Here is an 18,575-nt window from a genome sequence, read left to right as displayed (position 1 = left end):
GAACCGCCCGCTGGGCACGGGCGAATTTCAGTGTTGCAAGAACAAGCCTACTGCGCGCTCTGGTGCTCGATGACCGTGACATCAATATTGCGTTTTTTCGCCTTGGTCAGTTTCTCGATCACTTCAGCTTGCTTCGCCTCTGCTTCGGCCTGAGTAGCAAAAGGCCCCACCAGAACACGCGGCTTGCCCTCCACGGTAACGACATTGGAAATGACCCCGTGCTCGATCAGCCAGCCGGTAAGGTCACTCACCGCCTGGGGCAACTGACTGCCCACCAGCACATCCCACTGCGGCGCAGTCGGAGTCTGGACCGGCTGAACCTGTTCCGCGCCGGAAACGCTCTTATTCGCCTCAGCCCGCTTGCCTTCGCCACAACCGGCCAACGCCAACACCGCCATCATCATCGCTACTGTGCGCACAACCTACCCCTCGAAAGTCTGAGTCGCCGATTTTAACACTCAAGATCCGAGAGGCTGCGCAACAAAATCGGGCCGAAACAGGAAGAATGATATTTATTGCCTCTGTATAGTTGCGCCTTGGGAATTAATAGATCGCCTGCGCGTCAGAAAGAGGCACCCACTCAGTGGAACTTCGCACTAATCTATACCTAAGACCGACCTCTGCACTGTTTGAATTTGGTGCCCTACAAAGCTATCAAGGAGAAGAACATGCTGATACTCACCCGCAAAGTCGGTGAAAGCATAAATATCGGTGACGACATTACGATCACCATTCTCGGCGTGAGCGGCCAACAAGTCCGCATCGGTATCAACGCGCCAAAAGACGTCGCGGTCCACCGCGAAGAAATCTATCAACGCATTCAGGCAGGACTGACCGCCCCAGACAAACGCGAAACCCCTTGACCCCCCCTACCACGCCTTTGCCCATGCGCAACGGCTGGCGCGCGGGCCCCTTGTTTGTCTTGAACGTTTCCTAACGAACAGCCACATGTCATGAACAAATCGTGGCAACAGCAGACTCCAGTCCAGTTATCCACTGACCATCGCCGCCCCCCATTCTGGTGGCGACCCTGGCCGCTAATTCCGGTACGTGGCGCCCTGATAACGCAGGCGCCGCGCCCGAACTCAGCGATCAGGCGTTGCCCGTCGGCGCGACCGGCTTGAGCCCGAGGTCTTGAGTGAACCGCAACAGGTAACCGTCTGGATCAAGCACCAGCAAATTCAACTCACCGTGCAACATCCCATCGTGCCGGTACCAGCACTCCTCGATCTTCCTGCGCAGCGCAATAGCGGCCTGCTCCAGGGCGCCCGCCAACTGATGGATATCTGGGCATTCGATTGACAGGTTCATGCCGCGACCAAAAGGCGCCTGCAAGGGACCGACACGCCAGGCTGAGTCCTGCTGGTCATCCTGCTCCAGCATTAGTTGGCTGCCATTGAAGGAGAGAAAGGCAAAGCGGTGTTCCGGACGCTGATACTCCACTTTGAACCCCAATGTATCCCGATAGAAGTTCAGGCTGCGATCAAGATCCGTGACCAGCATCTCCGGAACCAGGTTATTCATTTGAAACATCGAAGGCGTCCATTGCTGAATGATCGAATGGCGAGACTACGCGCAACTACTTCACCAATGCAGCCCCCCGCTTACCAATGATTACAACCGACAAGCGATGCTGCAAAAAAGGCGATCCGCGCGGATCAGCAACAGCCGCGCAGACCGCCCGGTCATTCATTTCATCAATGACCTACCCGCATTATCCATGTCGCTCCAGCAACACCTTGCTCCAAAGCGTGAACGCTGCTGAAGGCGTCCAGCTCGGGTTTGCCGTGTGCTCTTGTAGACAAAGGTAACGATTGCCTTCGTAGCTCACGCCATCTTCTCGGCGATAACGTTGGTCGGCGCGCCACTCGGGAAAACTCGGATCCACAACACCGCCAGCGGTCCTGACACCCACACTGCGACCGGGTAACGATTCGCGCCCTTGCGTATCTGTAGCCGTGACGAAATAACTGTACTGGGTATCCGCGCTCAGGCCTTTGTCCTCCAGGGCCAGGGACGCAGTCTGCCCCACTGCGTCGCCATCTCGGTATAACGTATAGAACTCCACTGGACGTACGCCAGTTGAAGCACTCCAGCTCAAACGGACGCTGCTGCGAGTGGTCTCCAACACCAATAGGCTGCCCGGAGCCCCAGGACGCTCAGGCTCACCGCTATCACCATGGATCAACGACGCGTAGCGCTTACTGAACTCCCAGTTGTAGTGCACACCTTGGCGGTTGACCCCGGCATCCCAGTTCACCGACCAGGTCATCAACCCCTTGACGGCATGCCCGGCGCTCTGCAAACGCGCAAAGGCATTACCCAGCGCTGTCGGATCAATGACATAGCCAGTGGCCGCGGCATCGACGTTACTAGGCAACCCCATCACCAACTTGTCCGCCGCAATACGGGTGTAGCCACGCGTCCCCGAGGCCAAACTGTCGGTCAGGTAGAACAGGAAATCTTCTTTCATCTCATCATTGTTCTGAGCGATCCAGGCGCCCTGCCCGCCATTAGCCTCCTGGACCCAAAGCCCGTCACCCCCCTGGTTGTAATACTGCGGCGCCACGAAATCGTAGTAGCCCTCCAGAGCCTGCAAATAAGCCACGTACTTACCGTTGCTGGTCAGGTACGGAAACTCCGGCGCCATGCTGATGATGAAGTGCTTGCCTTGACCGGCGTAGTGGTCTTTCACCAGCCTCAATGCCGCCGGCAACACGCTCTTGTTGTCGGCAAAGTCGATGGCACTCTGCTCCAGGTCGATATCCAAACCATCAAACCCATAGGTTTCCACCAAACGGATGATTTCGTTGGCCAGTGGCTGCTCGTTACCCTTGTACAACTCGATATGCGCGTCGGCGCCGCCCAGCGAGATCAACACCGCTCGCCCCTGACTGTTGAGCACACCGACCTGACGCCGGAACTCGGCGTCCGAGAGCTGGTAGGGTTTGAAGGTTGGAATCCCGCTGCCCTTCATGAAAGCCACCGCAACCACGTTGTATTCCTTGGGTACGTCCAACAGGTTCAAGTTGGCGAACTGCCCCTGCTGATAACCATCGCTGGGACCTGCCGCCCAGTTATGCCAGAAGCCCATGAGAATTTTTTTACCGGCAATGCTCGGCATCAAGGATGCGGCATCGGCGGATTGATTTTTGACTAATGCAAAATCGATTTTATTCACGTCCTAATCCTTCAGAACTGTTAAAGGCTGTGGTAGAGAAAAGACTTACTTGAACTCCAGATCAAAAGCCTGATAGAACGCATTGCCGGTATTGGCCACAACCCACGCCAAAACCACAACATGATGGCCTTTTTTATTTATAGGCAACGTAACTTCATGATGAGTCTTGGCCTTCAGTACCGAACCAAACTTATCGAATGGAACTTCAGTATAAAAATCCTGATAAAAAGCTTGAGGTTCAAGTTGTGCCCGACTGATCCGCTGCTTCGGGTCCCAGCCATCTTTTGTAATGAACCAGTTGTAACCCCGGGTGACGTGGGGCGCGGTGTATTCCCACTGCACTTGGAACACCTGCCCCGGGTCCACATTCAACAATGGCCAACTGAAGGACCGATTGATTTTTTGGGACATTTCCTCATCAGTGAAGTTGATGCAGTCACGCTCATCAACCTTGCCACCACTGAGGATATGACCGTCCGCGGGCGGAGTAACGCTTGCCACGTCGCTGTCGTAAGGTTTCGGGAAAGGGCCGGCGGCCAGGGCCGGGAAGTTTTTCCCGCCCTCCATTTCATTGACCTGCCAAGTTCCCAGCAGTCCCAGCTCCACGGCCACCGCTCCGCGACTGGATGGCGACACGACACGACCATGTTTAAGTTGAGCTTGTGGCTTATTCATATCTTTCACTCCATTGATTAATATTTCCCGCTCTTTATCGAGCACTCTAAACCTAGCGCATTTTTCCCGAAAGTTTCACACCACTCATGAACTAACCATTCAGAACAATCTACCAAAATCAGCGCCAAGCCTATTAATCACTGGACTTTCTTATTTGGACTGACAACCTCAAGAGCCAATGTACTACACAGTTTTCTACACCCAACCCGGCTTTTTCCCAGACCGTAAACATCAACTCGCGCAACTAACAACGAAAAAACGCCAACCAGAAACAACAAAACCCGGCCATGCCGGGTTTTCGCTTTAAAGAAACTAAGCCTGCGCAGCAAGCAATCCTCGCCCTACAGGCAAGTTGCCAACGCCGCCAGACGCCGCTTCGAGACGTAGCCGTCCTTGATCGCGTAGTAGTGAACAGTGGTTCCGGATGCCTCAGCCTTGATGTCGGCAAAAACCTCGGCAGAGCGGGTGTACACCGTGTAACCACCAGCCTGACCAGGCTGTAGATAGGCCGCAGCGTCCACGCCGAAGACCGCTTCGTCCTGCCAGGCGAACTGCACGCACTGCGCCACTAACTGATCGGCCTTCGCCGAGGTCAGGGTCTTGTTGGGCGCCCTCGTCCGAGCATCGTCCATTGCTGAACTGGCACAACCTGCCAACAACACCGCAACCATTACCGCCATCACTATCCGCATGCTGTCACCTTGTCCTTAAAACGCGAGAGTATCGCTCAGACGGCAAAAAAAGGGCGTCCAGACCCAAGAAAAACCATCCTCTGCACCTTCAAAAGGCACGCATTTCAAGTGCCCCATTGTCATCCGCAGGACAACGGATTAACCTTCGCGCCCCTTCCCATACTTTTGCCAAGGAGATCCACCATGCAACAACTGATCACCCCTTGCAGGACGTGCCTGGTTTAAACGCTGTATCCGCTATCTGTTAGCGCTTTCGCTTAACCCCGCCTCGTCCTGCCAGTACCTGACTCTTTTTTCTCCAATCAGGAATTGGACATGGACACTTGCATCCGTCATTTGTCGAGCGGCGTCTCGCTGATCGCCTCTGACACCACTTGGATCGAAGACAAAGCGCTCCAGCAACTGCACACCACCGCCCAACTGCCCGGCATGCACCAAGTCGTCGGCATGCCAGACCTGCACCCCGGCCGGGGCTATCCGGTGGGTGCGGCGTTTTTCTCCATCGAGGTCGCCTATCCGGCCCTGGTGGGCAACGACATCGGCTGCGGCATGGCGCTGTGGCAAACCGACCTTTCCAGCCGCCGCCTGAACCTCGACAAGCTGGAAAAGAAAATCGGCAACATCGACCTGCCGCTGGATGAGCACTGGAGCGAAGAGCTGGCACAGCTGCAATTGCCCGTCAGCGGTCACGAACACTCACTGGGAACCATTGGCGGCGGCAACCACTTCGCCGAGCTGCAACAACTTGATCACGTGCATGACCCCGAGGCCATGCAGGCTCTGAAACTCGACCCAAAGGCCCTTCTGCTGCTGGTGCACAGCGGCTCTCGCGGGCTGGGAGAGGCCATTTTGCGCAACCATGTGGATCAGCACGGACACCGCGGTCTAGACATGAGCAGCGCCGCCGGAGCCCGATACCTAAAGCAACACGACGAAGCCTTGCGCTTTGCCGAAGCCAACCGGCGCTTGATTGCCGAACGCCTGCTGCACAATCTGCGAGCCAAGGGGCATTGTGCGCTGGACATCAATCACAACCTGGTGTCTGCGGCGCAGGTCAACGGCATCTCTGGCTGGCTGCATCGCAAGGGCGCCACACCTTCAGATCAGGGCCCAGTGGTCATACCCGGCTCCCGGGGCGACTACAGCTACCTGATCCAGCCCATTCCCGAAACCAGCAGCCTGTACTCATTGGCCCACGGCGCAGGACGCAAATGGCTACGCAGCGACTGCAAGGATCGATTGGTGAAGCGCTTCAGCTTCGACCAGCTCAAACGCACCGAGCTTGGCAGCCGAGTCATCTGCGAAGATCGCGGACTGATGTACGAAGAGGCGCCTGAAGCCTACAAGAGCATCGACAGCGTCGTTGGCAGTCTGCGAGAGGCGGGCCTGGTGAACATCATCGCCCGACTCAAACCGGTGCTCACCTACAAACGCAGGGGGTGCTGCTGATGCTGCTGTTACAGCTATCCTCCGCCCAAGGCCCCAGCGAATGTGAACGAGCAGTGGCGCTGGCCTTGCGAAGGCTCCACGGCGAAGCAGAAAACCTTGACGTACGCATCACCATCGTTGAAAAGGTTGCCGGCTACGCGCCAGACACTTGTAAATCGGTACTGGTCAGCCTTGCGGGCGAGCACGCCCAGCGACTGGCCAGGCACTGGACAGGCACCCTGCTCTGGACTTGCAAGAGCCCTTATCGAGCAGCGCACAAACGCAAGAACTGGTACTTCGCCGGCCAACCGTTCTGCGCTCCCGAGGAAGCCATGGAAGGCGAGATTCGCTTTGAGACCATGCGAGCATCTGGGCCGGGTGGACAGCACGTGAACAAAACCGACTCCGCCGTACGCGCTACGCACCTGAGCACGGGCATCTGCGTGAAAGTGCAGTCCGAGCGCAGCCAGCACGACAACAAGCGTCTGGCGCGTTTGCTCATCCAGCAGCGACTTGCCGCCCAGCAAGAGCAGTCCGCCCAGGCAATGCGTTTGCAACGCCGCGATGCCCACCACCGGGTTGAACGAGGCAATCCCGTGCGCACCTTTAACGGTAGCGCCTTTATCGCTCAAAACTGACCAGCGTCCTCAGCAGGAGTCGGCCATCACTGCGGCTCCTGGCGAGGATTGAGAGAGACACTGAGACACCAAGGACGGCGCGCTGAACGCCACAGATCTGCGAATGAATCAGACACCTGAACATACTCAATGAACAGCCATCTGGACACGATCGCAACCTTGCTGCCTGGCGAAATAGCCGCTTCGTCCGCAAGGCGCAACAGGGCCTGAGTGCCCAACCTAGGCGGCCAGCGCTCTAGCGAGTCAGTAACATTGAGCCCCAGAAGCCAACGCCCGCCGGCACGAACAGATCGACACCAACGACCACTGGACCTCAGTCACCCCGAACTACCTGACCAAAGCGCTCAGCAACGCTTGTGACGCAGTTAACGCCTGCGACCATGTTCCAGTCGGCCAGCGCCCCACTTTACATAAGATTCGCGCAGTGGGTGCATGCCTGTACGAGCAGCAGAAACACCCCCAGGCATACATTCTGGCGCTTATGGGACACGTGGATGAGTAGATAAAGAAGCACTATCAGCAAGGGCGCGGCAAGAAAAGAATCAAGTGCCTGGAAGTGAGTAACCCTCGAGCGTTTTGAGTGGGGTTTTGCAAAAGCCGTTGAAAACGGCCAAAAGCAAAAAGGGGCTCACCTCTCGGTGAACCCCTTTTAGACCGCCCAGCAGAGCGGATTTTGTTTGGTAGGCGCGATTGGACTCGAACCAACGACCCCCACCATGTCAAGGTGGTGCTCTAACCAACTGAGCTACGTGCCTGCTGTGAGGCGGCATTCTACGGAATTCCGGAGGGGTGTCAACACCTTTTTTGCAGCTAAGCCTATGAATATGCGAATTTTTTAATTTCGCGGCCACGAAGAAGTTTTTCTTCCTGTCTGGTAGCGGATTTTCAACTCAGGTAGCATCGACGCACTCGTAAAATATATTAAACACATGAGGTCGCAGGATGGCGAACATTCCCTACCCACAGTCTTATTACGCTGCTTCCGCCAATGCGGCCCCGGAACGCCCACAATTGCAAGATGAGGTTGAAACCGACGTCTGCGTGATAGGCGCAGGTTACACCGGCCTGTCCAGCGCCCTGTTTCTTCTGGAAAACGGCTTCCGGGTGACCGTGCTCGAGGCCGCCAAAGTCGGCTTCGGTGCATCCGGACGCAATGGCGGACAGATCGTCAACAGCTACAGTCGCGACATCGATGTAATCGAACGCAGTGTCGGCCCCAAGCAAGCACAACTGCTGGGCCAGATGGCATTCGAGGGCGGCCGCATCATCCGCGAGCGCGTCGCCAAGTATCAGATCCAGTGCGATCTGAAAGACGGGGGCGTGTTTGCCGCACTGACCAGGAAGCAAATGGGTCACCTGGAGTCGCAGAAGCGTCTGTGGGAGCGCTACGGCCACACTCAGCTGGAGTTACTGGACGAGCGGCGGATTCGTGAAGTCGTGGCCTGCGACCAGTACAAGGGCGGCATGCTCGATATGAGTGGCGGCCACATCCACCCGCTGAACCTGGCCCTGGGTGAAGCGGCTGCCGTGGAATCCCTGGGCGGGACCATTTACGAACAATCCCCAGCGGTACGCATCGAGCGTGGCGTCAACCCCGTAGTACATACCCCGCAGGGTAAAGTCCGCGCCAAGTTCATCATCGTCGCCGGCAACGCCTACCTGGGCAACCTGATTCCGGAGCTGTCAGCCAAATCCATGCCGTGCGGCACCCAGGTGATCACTACCGAACCCTTGGGCGATGAGCTGGCAGCCAGCCTGCTCCCCCAGGACTACTGCGTCGAAGACTGCAACTACTTGCTGGACTATTACCGCCTCTCGGGCGATAAACGCCTGATTTTCGGCGGCGGCGTAGTGTATGGCGCTCGTGATCCCGCCAACATCGAAGCCATCATCCGCCCGAAGATGCTCAAGGCCTTTCCACAACTCAAGGATGTGAAGATCGACTACGCCTGGACCGGCAACTTCCTGCTGACCTTGTCACGCCTGCCGCAAGTAGGGCGCCTGGGCGACAACATCTACTACTCACAAGGCTGCAGCGGCCACGGCGTAACCTACACCCACCTGGCAGGAAAGGTTTTGGCAGAAGCCCTTCGAGGCCAGGCAGAGCGCTTTGACGCGTTCGCCGACCTGCCCCACTACCCCTTCCCCGGCGGCCAATTGCTGCGCACTCCATTCACCGCCCTAGGCGCCTGGTACTACAGCCTGCGGGACAAGCTAGGCTTCTGATAAAGCACTTTTCGCACCCACAAAAAACCGCCAAATCAGGCGGTTTTTTTATCGAGCATCAGCACTCAAAAAAGACGCAGCAACCATCGAAGATTTGAAAACAAAAAACCCCGGTCTTTCGACCAGGGCCTTTGCTATCTATGCGAATCAAGCCGTTGGCTTTCTTCGTTGCTTCAAGGCGTTCAGTGGTCCTTGAAACTGATATGGCGCAGCGGACGGGACTCGAACCCGCGACCCCCGGCGTGACAGGCCGGTATTCTAACCGACTGAACTACCGCTGCGTATCGCTTGGACTTTCGTCCATGTAAACCGTTTAAAACCTCTGATCGATAGCTTCTAGGCTTTCAATCTCAGCACAGGCGAACCTGAACTGGAAAATATGGCGCAGCGGACGGGACTCGAACCCGCGACCCCCGGCGTGACAGGCCGGTATTCTAACCGACTGAACTACCGCTGCGCGTCGGTTGGAGGCTTCCATGGAAGCTTCCGCCTTTCTTTCGAAAGACACTCGAGAAGTGGTGGGTGATGACGGGATCGAACCGCCGACCCTCTGCTTGTAAGGCAGATGCTCTCCCGGCTGAGCTAATCACCCTTTGCTTCGTTGAGGCCGCGAAATTTACGCAGGTAACGAAGCTAAGTCAATAGCGGGGTTGGATTTTTTTCAAAAACAACTGCGAGCGGCAACCGTTCAGTCGCCGGCAAAAGCCAGCCCGGCATCACTCCTGATAAATCATCTTCTTGGTCATACCGCCGTCCACCACAAACTCCTGCCCGGTCACGAACCCTGAGTTGCGCGACAGCAGCCAGGCCACCATTGCAGCCACGTCCTCAACCGTCCCTACCCTGCCTGCTGGATGCTGGGCATGATCGGCGCCAGACAAGGGCTCAGCGCGGCGCACCGCAGGGTCACGAGCATCGATCCAGCCAGGACTCACCGCATTGACCCGAACTTCCGGCCCCAAGCTGATCGCCAAGGCGTGAGTCAGGGCCAGCAGACCGCCCTTGCTCGCCGCATAAGCCTCACTATCGGGTTCGGATTGACGAGCACGGGTAGACGCAAGGTTGACGATGGCGCCGCCATGAGCGCGCAAATAAGGTGCGCAATGCTTAGCCAATAGCATCGGACCACCCAGATTTACCGCCAGCACCCGATTCCAGTAAGCCAGGTCCAGACTTTCCAGAGTGATGTTGTGCGGATCGGCAACAGCCGCGTTACAGACCAGCGCATCCAATCGCCCGAACTGACCCAGCACTTCAGCAACACCTTGAGCAACCTGCTCCTCATCCGCCACGTCCATGGTGATAAACCAGGCGCTCTCACCCAGCACCTTGGCCACCTTGGAGCCACGCTCCCGATCCAGGTCGGTGAGCACCACTTGCCAGCCTTCGCTGACCAGCCAAGCCGCGATACCCAAGCCAATCCCCCGCGCCGCGCCGGTAACCAGCGCGACACGACCGCTACCACTGCCGTGGGACGCGGACACTTCAATCACAAGGCCGCCAATCCGCGAGCCAGGTCGGCTTGCAGATCAGCTACATCCTCCAGTCCGACCGCAATCCGGATCAGGCTGTCGCGAATCCCCGCAGCCTCGCGCTCCTGAGGCGCCAGACGCCCATGAGAGGTGGTGCTCGGATGGGTGATCGTCGTTTTGCTGTCACCCAGGTTCGCAGTAATCGAGATCAGGCGGGTGGCATCGATAAAGCGCCAAGCCCCCTCTTTGCCCCCCCTGACCTCAAAGCTCACCACGGCACCAAAGCCACGCTGCTGACGCCTGGCCAGCTCATGCTGCGGGTGACTGGCGAGGCCGGCGTAATGAACCTTCTCTATACCGTCCTGCTGCTCCAGCCACTCAGCCAAGGCCAGCGCATTGGAGCAATGGGCGCGCATACGCAGACTCAGGGTTTCCAGGCCCTTGAGGAAGATCCAGGCATTGAACGGACTCAAGGTTGGCCCTGCGGTACGCAGAAACCCCACCACTTCTTTCATCTGCTCGCCGCGCCCTGCTACGACCCCCCCCATGCAACGGCCCTGGCCGTCGATAAACTTGGTTGCCGAATGCACCACTACGTCGGCACCCAGCTTCAACGGCTGCTGCAACGCGGGAGTACAGAAACAGTTGTCGACCACCAGCATTGCGCCCTTGGCGTGAGCCACCTCCGCTAGCGCGGCGATATCCACCAACTCCGCCAAAGGGTTGGAGGGCGACTCGACAAACAGCAGCTTGGTGTTGCTTTTGATCGCGGCGTCCCAACCGGAAAGATCTGCCAGGGGGACGTAATCGACCGCTACGCCGAAGCGCTTAAAGTACTTTTCAAACAAGCTGATAGTTGAGCCAAATACGCTGCGCGACACCAGTACATGATCACCGGCACTGCACAGACTCATGACCACCGAGAGAATGGCTGCCATACCAGTAGCCGTCGCCACCGCCTGCTCGGCACCTTCCAGCGCCGCAATCCGCTCTTCGAACGAACGCACCGTGGGGTTGGTGTAACGCGAATAGACGTTGCCCGGCACCTCGCCAGCAAACCGTGCGGCCGCGTCGGCGGCCGTACGGAACACATAGCTGGAGGTGAAGAACATCGGATCACCGTGCTCGCCTTCCGGCGAGCGGTGCTGACCGGCGCGCACCGCCAGGGTATCGAACGCTACGCCTTCAAGGTCGCTGTCCAGCCGACCGGCATCCCAATCCTGACTCATGCTGCCTACTCCTAATGTCTTCTTAAATACTCTGGATCAGTTGTTGTACAGATCGATGATTGCGCTGACCGCCTGAGTCTTGGCCTTGGAGGCATCGTTACGGGCGTTCTCGATTTTATCCAGATAAGCCTCGTCAACGTCACCGGTGACGTATTTACCATCAAACACCGCACAGTCGAAGTTCTCGATCTTGATCTTGCCGCCACCGACCGCCTCGATCAGGTCCGGCAGATCCTGGTAGATCAACCAGTCGGCGCCGATCAGATCAGCCACGTCCTGAGTCGAACGATTGTGCGCAATCAACTCGTGGGCACTTGGCATGTCGATGCCGTAGACGTTCGGGTAACGAACTGCCGGAGCCGCCGAGCAGAAGTAGACATTCTTCGCGCCGGCTTCACGGGCCATCTGGATGATCTGCTTGCAGGTGGTACCGCGAACGATGGAGTCATCCACCAACATCACGTTCTTGCCGCGGAACTCCAGTTCGATGGCATTGAGCTTCTGGCGCACGGATTTTTTCCGTGCTGCCTGGCCCGGCATGATGAAGGTACGGCCGATGTAGCGGTTCTTGACGAAACCTTCGCGGAACTTGACCCCCAGGTGGTTGGCCAGCTCCAGCGCGGCGGTACGGCTGGTGTCGGGAATCGGAATCACCACGTCGATATCGTGCTGCGGACGCTCGCGCAGGATCTTCTCGGCCAGCTTCTCGCCCATGCGCAGCCGCGCCTTGTACACCGAGACACCGTCGATGATCGAGTCAGGACGGGCCAGGTAGACGTGCTCGAAGATGCACGGAGTGAGCTGCGGATTGGTCGCGCACTGACGGGTGTAGAGCTTGCCCTCTTCAGTGATGTAGACCGCTTCGCCCGGCGCCAGATCGCGAATCAGGGTAAAGCCCAATACATCCAGGGAGACGCTTTCCGAAGCGATCATGTACTCCACGCCTTCGTCGGTATGACGCTGACCGAAAACGATTGGACGGATGCCGTGGGGATCACGGAAACCGACAATGCCATAACCGGTGATCATGGCCACCACCGCGTAACCACCGACGCAACGGTTGTGCACATCAGTTACCGCAGCAAACACATCTTCCTCGGTAGGCTGCAGCTTGCCGCGCTGGGCCAGCTCGTGAGCGAACACGTTGAGCAGCACTTCGGAATCGGAATTAGTGTTGACGTGACGCAGATCGGACTCGTAGATCTCCTTGGCCAACTGCTCAACATTGGTCAAGTTGCCGTTGTGCGCCAAGGTGATGCCATACGGCGAGTTGACGTAGAACGGCTGAGCTTCTGCCGAAGTCGAACTACCCGCGGTCGGATAGCGCACATGACCAATGCCCATATGCCCCACCAGGCGCTGCATGTGCCGTTGCTGGAACACATCACGAACCAGACCATTGTCCTTGCGCAGGAATAACCGGCCATCATGGCTGGTCACGATACCGGCAGCGTCCTGGCCGCGGTGCTGGAGGACGGTTAGCGCGTCATACAGCGCCTGATTGACGTTCGACTTACCGACGATACCGACGATGCCACACATGCGACGCAACCCCTACTTAATGAAACTGAACTGAACCCGTCTTACTGAGGCGTTTTGGCCGGTAAGAGGTGCTCCTTGAACGGTATTTCAGCGGGTACGCTGATACCGCTGGCCAGCCACTGACTGCTCCACCCCAGAATGAGGTTCTTGGACCAGTCTGCAACCAATAGAAATTGTGGCACCAGTTGTGACTGCTGCCACCAGGAATCTTGCTGTACCGGCCCCAGACTCAAGAGCCCGACCGCCACGACCACCAGCAGCGCGCCGCGCGCCGCGCCGAAGACCATGCCGAGAAATCGATCGGTACCGGACAGGCCGGTGACGCGGATCAATTCGCCGATGAGATAGTTGACCATTGCGCCCACCAACAAGGTGGCGACAAACATGATTGCGCAGCCCGCGATCACGCGAGCCGAGGGAGTTTCAATATAACCGCCGAGGTACTCGGACAGCGCGCCACCAAACATCCAGGCGACGACTCCTGCGATGATCCAGGTAAGCAACGACAGGGCTTCTTTAACGAAACCGCGGCTCAAACTGATCAAAGCGGAGATAGCGATTATTGCAACAATCGCCCAATCGACCCAGGTAAATGGCACAGTGCAGCCTACAGACGGATAAGGCGGCGCATTTTAACAGAGCGCTTGGCTGTCGGTAAGCTGCGATTCACTGTGCTTTTAAAATCAGCCAGGTAGCCTCAGCCACGCTCGGGCTGGAAGCGCACCACGAACCCCTTGAGGTTCTGCTGACGCCCCAACAGATCACGCAGGCGGTCAGCCTCGGCGCGTTCGATCAACGGCCCGACAAACACCCGATTCTTGCCATCGACTGAACGGATATAAGCGTTATACCCCTGGCTACGCAGGGTTTTCTGCAGTTTTTCGGCGGCCTCGCGAGTCGACAGACTGGCCAACTGCACCGACCAGCTGATGGAAAGCCCATTAGCGTCCACGCGGCTCTGACTGGTATCGGGCTTGGCCGCGACCACCGGCTGTGCGGGCGCTGGAGTCGGCGCAGGTTTCGGCGCGGGCGCCGGCTTGCTCATCACGGCAGGCGCATCCGCTGGCGCACTCGGCATCGAAGGCGCGACCTGTGGAACCGGCGACTCATCAGCGGGCACCGCACCCTCAGGCAAAACCTGCGGCTCAGGCACCACCACTGGCTCAACCTGAACCCGAGGCATGACCGAGACCTGAGGCACGGCCGGCACCTCGACCACCACATGGCGCTGCTCGTCCTCTCGCGAGAACAGCATCGGCAGAAAGATCACCGCCAACGCCACCAACACCAGTGCTCCAACCATTCGCTGCTTATAGACGTTATCCAGCATTGCCATGTGCAGCTTCCTCCGTGGAGCGCCGGGCGAGCCACTCAAGCGCCTCGGCAACACAATAAAAAGATCCGAACAACAAAATTTCGTCGTCATCGGCAGCCTGCGCACATTGCGCTTCCAGCGCCGCAGCCACACTGGCGTATGACGTCACCCGAGCGCCAAGGCCTTGCAGCTCCGCCTGAAGCGCTTCAACCGGACGCGTGCGAGGCGAATCCAACGGCGCCACCGCCCAATGCCAGACAGAAGAGCACAGACACTCAATCACACCGGACAGATCCTTGTCGGCCAGCAAGCCAAACACCGCCAAGCGCTTGCCCGCAATTGGATCACGCCCTAGACGCTCAGCCAGATACTGCGCCGCATGAGGGTTGTGGCCGACATCCAGCAACAGATTCAGACGCTTACCCTGCCAATCGATCTGCCGACGATCCAAGCGCCCCGTTACTCGCGTCTGCTGCAAGGCGGTACGGATCACTTCAGGCTGCCAGGGCAACCCACTCAGCAGATAAGCCTGCAAGGCCAAGGCCGCGTTTTCCATGGGTAAATCAAGCAACGGCAGATCACGCAACTCGACCTGATCTCCCTGGGCATCCAAACCACGCCACTGCCAATGCCGCCCAGTGAACCCCAGGTCAAAATCCCGGCCCCGAAGAAAAAACGGACAATCCAGCTCAAGCACCTTATCCAACAAGGACTGCGGCGGATTCAGGTCACCACACAGCGCGGGGGCACCAGGACGGAAAATTCCGGCCTTCTCGAAGGCCACGGACTCGCGCGAATCCCCCAGATACTCGACATGATCGACACCAATGCTGGTCACCAACGCCAGATCGGCATCAACCAGATTGACCGCATCCAGACGCCCGCCCAAGCCCACTTCCAGGACCACGGCATCCAGCGCCGCACGCTGAAACAGCCAGAACGCCGCCAGCGTGCCCATCTCGAAATACGTCAGGGAAATTTCGCCGCGCCCCGCCTCCACCGCCGCAAAGGCGTCACACAACTGCTGATCCGTAGCCTCAACACCATCGACCTGAACCCGCTCGTTGTAACGCAGCAGGTGTGGCGAGCTGTAGACACCCACCTGCAACCCCTGAGCCCGCAGCAAGGAGGCGACAAAAGCGCAGGTCGAACCCTTGCCATTGGTGCCGGTGACGGTGATCACCCGAGGCGCCGGCTTGCCCAACCCCATGCGGGACACTACCTGTTGCGAGCGCTCCAGCCCCATATCAATGGCGCTAGGGTGCAACTGCTCAAGGTAGGCGAGCCAATCGCCCAGGGTGCGCGGGGTCATAGGTTTACAGGAGCCGGCGGAACTTCGATCGGCTCGACCGGTACTGCCACGAACTCGGGCGTCGGCAGCCCCATCAACTGGGCCAACAGATTGCCCAGACGCGGACGCAGCTCTTCGCGTGAGATGATCATGTCAATCGCTCCGTGCTCAAGCAGGAACTCGCTGCGCTGGAAGCCTTCAGGCAGCTTCTCACGTACGGTCTGCTCGATCACGCGCGGCCCCGCAAAGCCCACCAGGGCCTTAGGCTCAGCGACGATCACGTCACCCAGCATCGCCAGACTCGCGGAAACACCGCCGTAGACAGGGTCGGTCAGCACGGAGACAAAAGGAATGCCCTCTTCGCGCAGACGCGCCAGCACAGCGGAGGTCTTGGCCATCTGCATCAGGGAAATCAGCGCTTCCTGCATCCGCGCACCACCGGAGGCGGAAAAGCAGATCATCGGGCAGCGATTTTCCAAGGCGTAGTTGGCCGCACGCACAAAGCGCTCACCAACGATGGCCCCCATGGACCCTCCCATGAAGGAGAACTCGAAGGCCGACACCACCACCGGCATCCCCAGCAAAGTACCACTCACGGAAACCAGCGCGTCCTTCTCGCCCGTCTGCTTCTGCGCCGCGGTCAGGCGATCCTTGTACTTCTTGCCGTCCCGGAACTTCAGACGGTCGACCGGCTCCAGGTCTGCACCCAATTCGGCACGACCATCAGCGTCAAGGAAGATATCGATACGAGCACGCGCACCGATCCGCATGTGATGGTTGCACTTGGGGCAAACATCCAGGGTCTTCTCCAGCTCTGGACGATAGAGCACCGCCTCGCAGGATGGGCATTTATGCCAAAGACCTTCAGGCACCGAGCTTTTCTTCACCTCGGAACGCATGATCGAAGGGATCAGTTTGTCTACTAACCAGTTGCTCATGCTTTCTTTCTCCAGTACCGGTGGCCCGAACACTCTGGTTCGCAGCCCCGTGTATGCCCTTGAGCTAAATTCATGTGTGCGGCGATGATCAATTCGCTACCGCGGTCAGCGCGCGGCTCGACCTGCCTGCAACGAACCTTTCCTCAGCCATCCCGACAACCCGCAATAGAGCGGCTGCCATTCGAGTCCGACACCGTCTGAAGACGACGCCTGCCTGTTTTGTACAGTGGTGTTATGGACGGCGGCAGACTGCCAGCCGTCACATCGACTCACTGCTGCGACGCACCGCCTGCATAAACGCCTGAATCTTTGAACGATCCTTGATGCCCTTGCTCTGCTCCACGCCACCGCTGACATCCACCGCGTAAGGACGAACCTGAGCAACGGCCCGAGCAACGTTGTCTACCGAAAGACCACCCGCAAGAATAATCGGCTTGCTCAAACCCGGAGGAACCAGTGACCAATCAAAAGCCTCACCGGTTCCACCCGGCACGCCTTCGACATAGGTATCCAGCAGAATTCCGCTAGCTCGCGGATAAGCCAGGCAGGCCGCCGCAATGTCATCCCCGGCCTTGACCCGCAACGCCTTGATATAGGGACGGTGGTACCCCTCGCAGTCGGCTGCCGACTCATCGCCGTGGAACTGCAAGAGATCCAGCGGCACCGCATCGAGAATTTCCCCCAACTCGCAGCGACTGGCATTGACGAACAAGCCAACGGTGGTCACAAACGGCGGCAAGGCCGCGATGATCGCCCGCGCTTGCTGCACATTCACCACTCGCGGGCTTTTGGCATAAAACACCAAACCGATGGCGTCAGCCCCCGCCTCCACAGCAGCCAGCGCATCTTCTATGCGGGTAATCCCACAAATTTTGCTGCGAACAGCTGGCATGTCGTTTGATCCTTAGGGGTAAATCCGGAAAGTCCCGGATGGTAGCAAATGGTTTTCCGGGCGTCAGCCGTCAAGTTCCGAGAATCCACTGAGGAAATGCGGCCCGATGTATCGCTGCGGCAGCTGAAATTCATCCTTGTATTCAACCTGCACCAGATACAAGCCAAAGGGATGAGCCGTGACCCCGCCTGCACGGCGAGCGCGGCTTTCGAGCACCTCTCGAGCCCATTCCACAGGCCGCTCGCCAGCGCCGATGGTCATCAATACCCCGGCGATATTGCGCACCATGTGATGAAGGAAGGCGCTAGCGCGAATATCCAGCACGATCATTTTGCCGTGCTGGGTAACGCGCAGATGGTGAATTTCCTTGATCGGCGATTTGGCTTGACACTGGCCGGCCCGGAACGCGCTGAAGTCATGAACCCCCACCAGGAACGCCGCAGCCTGCGCCATCCGTTCGATATCCAGTGGCCGGTGATTCCAGGTGATTTCTTCATTGAGGTGGGCTGGACGGATCTGATCGTTATAGATCACATAACGATAGCGACGAGCAACCGCCTTGAAACGCGCGTGAAAGTGCGCCGGCATCTCCTGAGCCCAGCTGACGCTGATGTCATGAGGCAAATTGATATTAGCCCCCATGACCCAAGCCTTCATCGAGCGCACCGCCCGGGTATCAAAATGCACCACCTGACCACAGGCATGCACGCCGGCATCGGTACGCCCCGCACAGGACAGCGTTATCGGGGAGTCGGCAACCCTGGACAGGGCCTTCTCCAAGGTTTCCTGAACACTGGGAACACCGGACGCCTGACGCTGCCATCCGTGATAGCGCGACCCCTTGTATTCAACACCCAGAGCGATTCGAGAAAAGCCTGCAGCCGCCATTTCGGCGGCCGCGTTATCTATATTTGCCAAGAAATTACAGCCTGCTGATATGCGCAAAGGCGTTCATTATAAGGCCGCCAGGAGCAGACGCCATGCACCACGAGCTTTAGTTGCCGATTGATTCCACGCCAGGAAATGGCATCAACCCGACATGCGCCATATAAAAAC

General features: G+C 58.1%; 18 protein-coding genes and 4 tRNA genes. 4 read left to right on the top strand and 18 right to left on the bottom strand.

Annotated features, from left to right (window positions below):
* Positions 1 to 47 precede the first annotated feature (47 nt).
* Positions 48 to 404, bottom strand: coding sequence for an SPOR domain-containing protein (locus tag PLD_RS25960; RefSeq protein WP_159898212.1), 357 nt, complete (start codon positions 402 to 404; stop codon positions 48 to 50).
* 264 nt (positions 405 to 668) lie between these two features.
* Between PLD_RS25960 and csrA the strand changes: the two genes are divergently transcribed.
* Positions 669 to 863, top strand: coding sequence for a carbon storage regulator CsrA (csrA, locus tag PLD_RS25955; RefSeq protein ID WP_007920550.1), 195 nt, complete (start codon positions 669 to 671; stop codon positions 861 to 863).
* A 229-nt stretch (positions 864 to 1,092) separates the two neighbouring features.
* On the opposite strand, the gene PLD_RS25950 is transcribed toward csrA, so the two are convergent.
* From PLD_RS25950 to PLD_RS25935, 4 genes are all read right to left on the bottom strand, one after another.
* The gene (locus tag PLD_RS25950; protein ID WP_159897538.1) at positions 1,093 to 1,533 is read right to left on the bottom strand and encodes a VOC family protein; all 441 of its coding nucleotides are present in this window, start codon (positions 1,531 to 1,533) and stop codon (positions 1,093 to 1,095) included.
* Positions 1,534 to 1,714: 181 nt separating this feature from the next.
* Positions 1,715 to 3,181, bottom strand: a complete 1,467-nt coding sequence (locus tag PLD_RS25945) for a carbohydrate-binding protein (protein ID WP_159897537.1) — start codon at positions 3,179 to 3,181, stop codon at positions 1,715 to 1,717.
* 45 nt (positions 3,182 to 3,226) lie between these two features.
* The gene (locus tag PLD_RS25940; protein ID WP_159897536.1) at positions 3,227 to 3,856 is read right to left on the bottom strand and encodes a lytic polysaccharide monooxygenase auxiliary activity family 9 protein; all 630 of its coding nucleotides are present in this window, start codon (positions 3,854 to 3,856) and stop codon (positions 3,227 to 3,229) included.
* Between the two features lie 341 nt (positions 3,857 to 4,197).
* Complete coding sequence (locus PLD_RS25935) at positions 4,198 to 4,548, bottom strand: hypothetical protein (protein WP_159897535.1); 351 nt, start codon at positions 4,546 to 4,548, stop codon at positions 4,198 to 4,200.
* A 315-nt stretch (positions 4,549 to 4,863) separates the two neighbouring features.
* On the opposite strand from PLD_RS25935, the gene PLD_RS25930 reads away from it, so the two are divergent.
* The gene (locus tag PLD_RS25930; RefSeq protein WP_159897534.1) at positions 4,864 to 5,997 is read left to right on the top strand and encodes an RNA ligase RtcB family protein; all 1,134 of its coding nucleotides are present in this window, start codon (positions 4,864 to 4,866) and stop codon (positions 5,995 to 5,997) included.
* Positions 5,997 to 6,614: a peptide chain release factor H gene (prfH, locus tag PLD_RS25925; RefSeq protein WP_159898211.1), complete on the top strand. Its 618-nt coding sequence runs from the start codon at positions 5,997 to 5,999 to the stop codon at positions 6,612 to 6,614. The genes PLD_RS25930 and prfH overlap by 1 nt, the downstream gene beginning before the upstream one ends.
* Positions 6,615 to 7,292: 678 nt before the next feature.
* Here prfH and PLD_RS25920 read toward each other — a convergent pair.
* Positions 7,293 to 7,369: transfer RNA gene (locus PLD_RS25920), tRNA-Val, on the bottom strand.
* A gap of 187 nt (positions 7,370 to 7,556) precedes the next feature.
* Between PLD_RS25920 and PLD_RS25915 the strand changes: the two genes are divergently transcribed.
* On the top strand, positions 7,557 to 8,840 hold the full coding sequence (locus PLD_RS25915; RefSeq protein WP_159897533.1) for an FAD-binding oxidoreductase: 1,284 nt from the start codon (positions 7,557 to 7,559) through the stop codon (positions 8,838 to 8,840).
* A 204-nt stretch (positions 8,841 to 9,044) separates the two neighbouring features.
* Here PLD_RS25915 and PLD_RS25910 read toward each other — a convergent pair.
* From PLD_RS25910 to truA, 12 genes are all read right to left on the bottom strand, one after another.
* Positions 9,045 to 9,121, bottom strand: a tRNA-Asp gene (locus PLD_RS25910).
* 99 nt (positions 9,122 to 9,220) lie between these two features.
* A tRNA-Asp gene (locus tag PLD_RS25905) sits at positions 9,221 to 9,297 on the bottom strand.
* A 59-nt stretch (positions 9,298 to 9,356) separates the two neighbouring features.
* A tRNA-Val gene (locus PLD_RS25900) sits at positions 9,357 to 9,432 on the bottom strand.
* A 124-nt stretch (positions 9,433 to 9,556) separates the two neighbouring features.
* A complete protein-coding gene (locus PLD_RS25895; protein ID WP_371929104.1) occupies positions 9,557 to 10,324 on the bottom strand; it encodes an SDR family oxidoreductase in 768 nt (255 codons plus the stop codon).
* 5 nt (positions 10,325 to 10,329) lie between these two features.
* Positions 10,330 to 11,541 (bottom strand): O-succinylhomoserine sulfhydrylase, encoded by a 1,212-nt coding sequence (locus PLD_RS25890; RefSeq protein ID WP_159897532.1) that lies wholly within the window; start codon positions 11,539 to 11,541, stop codon positions 10,330 to 10,332.
* A gap of 36 nt (positions 11,542 to 11,577) precedes the next feature.
* Positions 11,578 to 13,083 (bottom strand): amidophosphoribosyltransferase, encoded by a 1,506-nt coding sequence (gene purF / locus PLD_RS25885; RefSeq protein ID WP_159897531.1) that lies wholly within the window; start codon positions 13,081 to 13,083, stop codon positions 11,578 to 11,580.
* A 41-nt stretch (positions 13,084 to 13,124) separates the two neighbouring features.
* A complete protein-coding gene (locus PLD_RS25880) occupies positions 13,125 to 13,682 on the bottom strand; it encodes a CvpA family protein (protein WP_159897530.1) in 558 nt (185 codons plus the stop codon).
* Positions 13,683 to 13,780: 98 nt separating this feature from the next.
* A complete protein-coding gene (locus PLD_RS25875) occupies positions 13,781 to 14,419 on the bottom strand; it encodes an SPOR domain-containing protein (RefSeq protein ID WP_159897529.1) in 639 nt (212 codons plus the stop codon).
* Positions 14,403 to 15,710: a bifunctional tetrahydrofolate synthase/dihydrofolate synthase gene (folC, locus tag PLD_RS25870; protein WP_159897528.1), complete on the bottom strand. Its 1,308-nt coding sequence runs from the start codon at positions 15,708 to 15,710 to the stop codon at positions 14,403 to 14,405. The genes PLD_RS25875 and folC overlap by 17 nt, the downstream gene beginning before the upstream one ends.
* Entirely contained in the window at positions 15,707 to 16,627 is a 921-nt protein-coding gene (gene accD / locus PLD_RS25865; RefSeq protein WP_159897527.1) for an acetyl-CoA carboxylase, carboxyltransferase subunit beta, read from the bottom strand. The genes folC and accD overlap by 4 nt, the downstream gene beginning before the upstream one ends.
* Positions 16,628 to 16,886: 259 nt before the next feature.
* Positions 16,887 to 17,519, bottom strand: a complete 633-nt coding sequence (locus PLD_RS25860) for a phosphoribosylanthranilate isomerase (RefSeq protein ID WP_159897526.1) — start codon at positions 17,517 to 17,519, stop codon at positions 16,887 to 16,889.
* 63 nt (positions 17,520 to 17,582) lie between these two features.
* Positions 17,583 to 18,407, bottom strand: coding sequence for a tRNA pseudouridine(38-40) synthase TruA (truA, locus tag PLD_RS25855; RefSeq protein WP_159898209.1), 825 nt, complete (start codon positions 18,405 to 18,407; stop codon positions 17,583 to 17,585).
* Positions 18,408 to 18,575: the final 168 nt, after the last annotated feature.

It is taken from the genome of Pseudomonas sp. LD120 (assembly GCF_009861525.1).
GTDB lineage: Bacteria > Pseudomonadota > Gammaproteobacteria > Pseudomonadales > Pseudomonadaceae > Aquipseudomonas.
This window is presented reverse-complemented; position numbering and strand designations above follow the sequence as displayed.

Coding starts and splice junctions, on each gene's coding strand:
- PLD_RS25940 (WP_159897536.1), bottom strand. CDS start 3,856: ATGAATAAGCCACAAGCTCAACTTAAACATGGTCGTGTCGTGTCGCCA.
- PLD_RS25890 (WP_159897532.1), bottom strand. CDS start 11,541: ATGAGTCAGGATTGGGATGCCGGTCGGCTGGACAGCGACCTTGAAGGC.
- csrA (WP_007920550.1), top strand. CDS start 669: ATGCTGATACTCACCCGCAAAGTCGGTGAAAGCATAAATATCGGTGAC.
- PLD_RS25935 (WP_159897535.1), bottom strand. CDS start 4,548: ATGCGGATAGTGATGGCGGTAATGGTTGCGGTGTTGTTGGCAGGTTGT.
- purF (WP_159897531.1), bottom strand. CDS start 13,083: ATGTGTGGCATCGTCGGTATCGTCGGTAAGTCGAACGTCAATCAGGCG.
- PLD_RS25875 (WP_159897529.1), bottom strand. CDS start 14,419: ATGGCAATGCTGGATAACGTCTATAAGCAGCGAATGGTTGGAGCACTG.
- accD (WP_159897527.1), bottom strand. CDS start 16,627: ATGAGCAACTGGTTAGTAGACAAACTGATCCCTTCGATCATGCGTTCC.
- folC (WP_159897528.1), bottom strand. CDS start 15,710: ATGACCCCGCGCACCCTGGGCGATTGGCTCGCCTACCTTGAGCAGTTG.
- PLD_RS25860 (WP_159897526.1), bottom strand. CDS start 17,519: ATGCCAGCTGTTCGCAGCAAAATTTGTGGGATTACCCGCATAGAAGAT.
- PLD_RS25930 (WP_159897534.1), top strand. CDS start 4,864: ATGGACACTTGCATCCGTCATTTGTCGAGCGGCGTCTCGCTGATCGCC.
- PLD_RS25915 (WP_159897533.1), top strand. CDS start 7,557: ATGGCGAACATTCCCTACCCACAGTCTTATTACGCTGCTTCCGCCAAT.
- prfH (WP_159898211.1), top strand. CDS start 5,997: ATGCTGCTGTTACAGCTATCCTCCGCCCAAGGCCCCAGCGAATGTGAA.
- PLD_RS25950 (WP_159897538.1), bottom strand. CDS start 1,533: ATGTTTCAAATGAATAACCTGGTTCCGGAGATGCTGGTCACGGATCTT.
- truA (WP_159898209.1), bottom strand. CDS start 18,407: ATGGCGGCTGCAGGCTTTTCTCGAATCGCTCTGGGTGTTGAATACAAG.
- PLD_RS25960 (WP_159898212.1), bottom strand. CDS start 404: ATGATGATGGCGGTGTTGGCGTTGGCCGGTTGTGGCGAAGGCAAGCGG.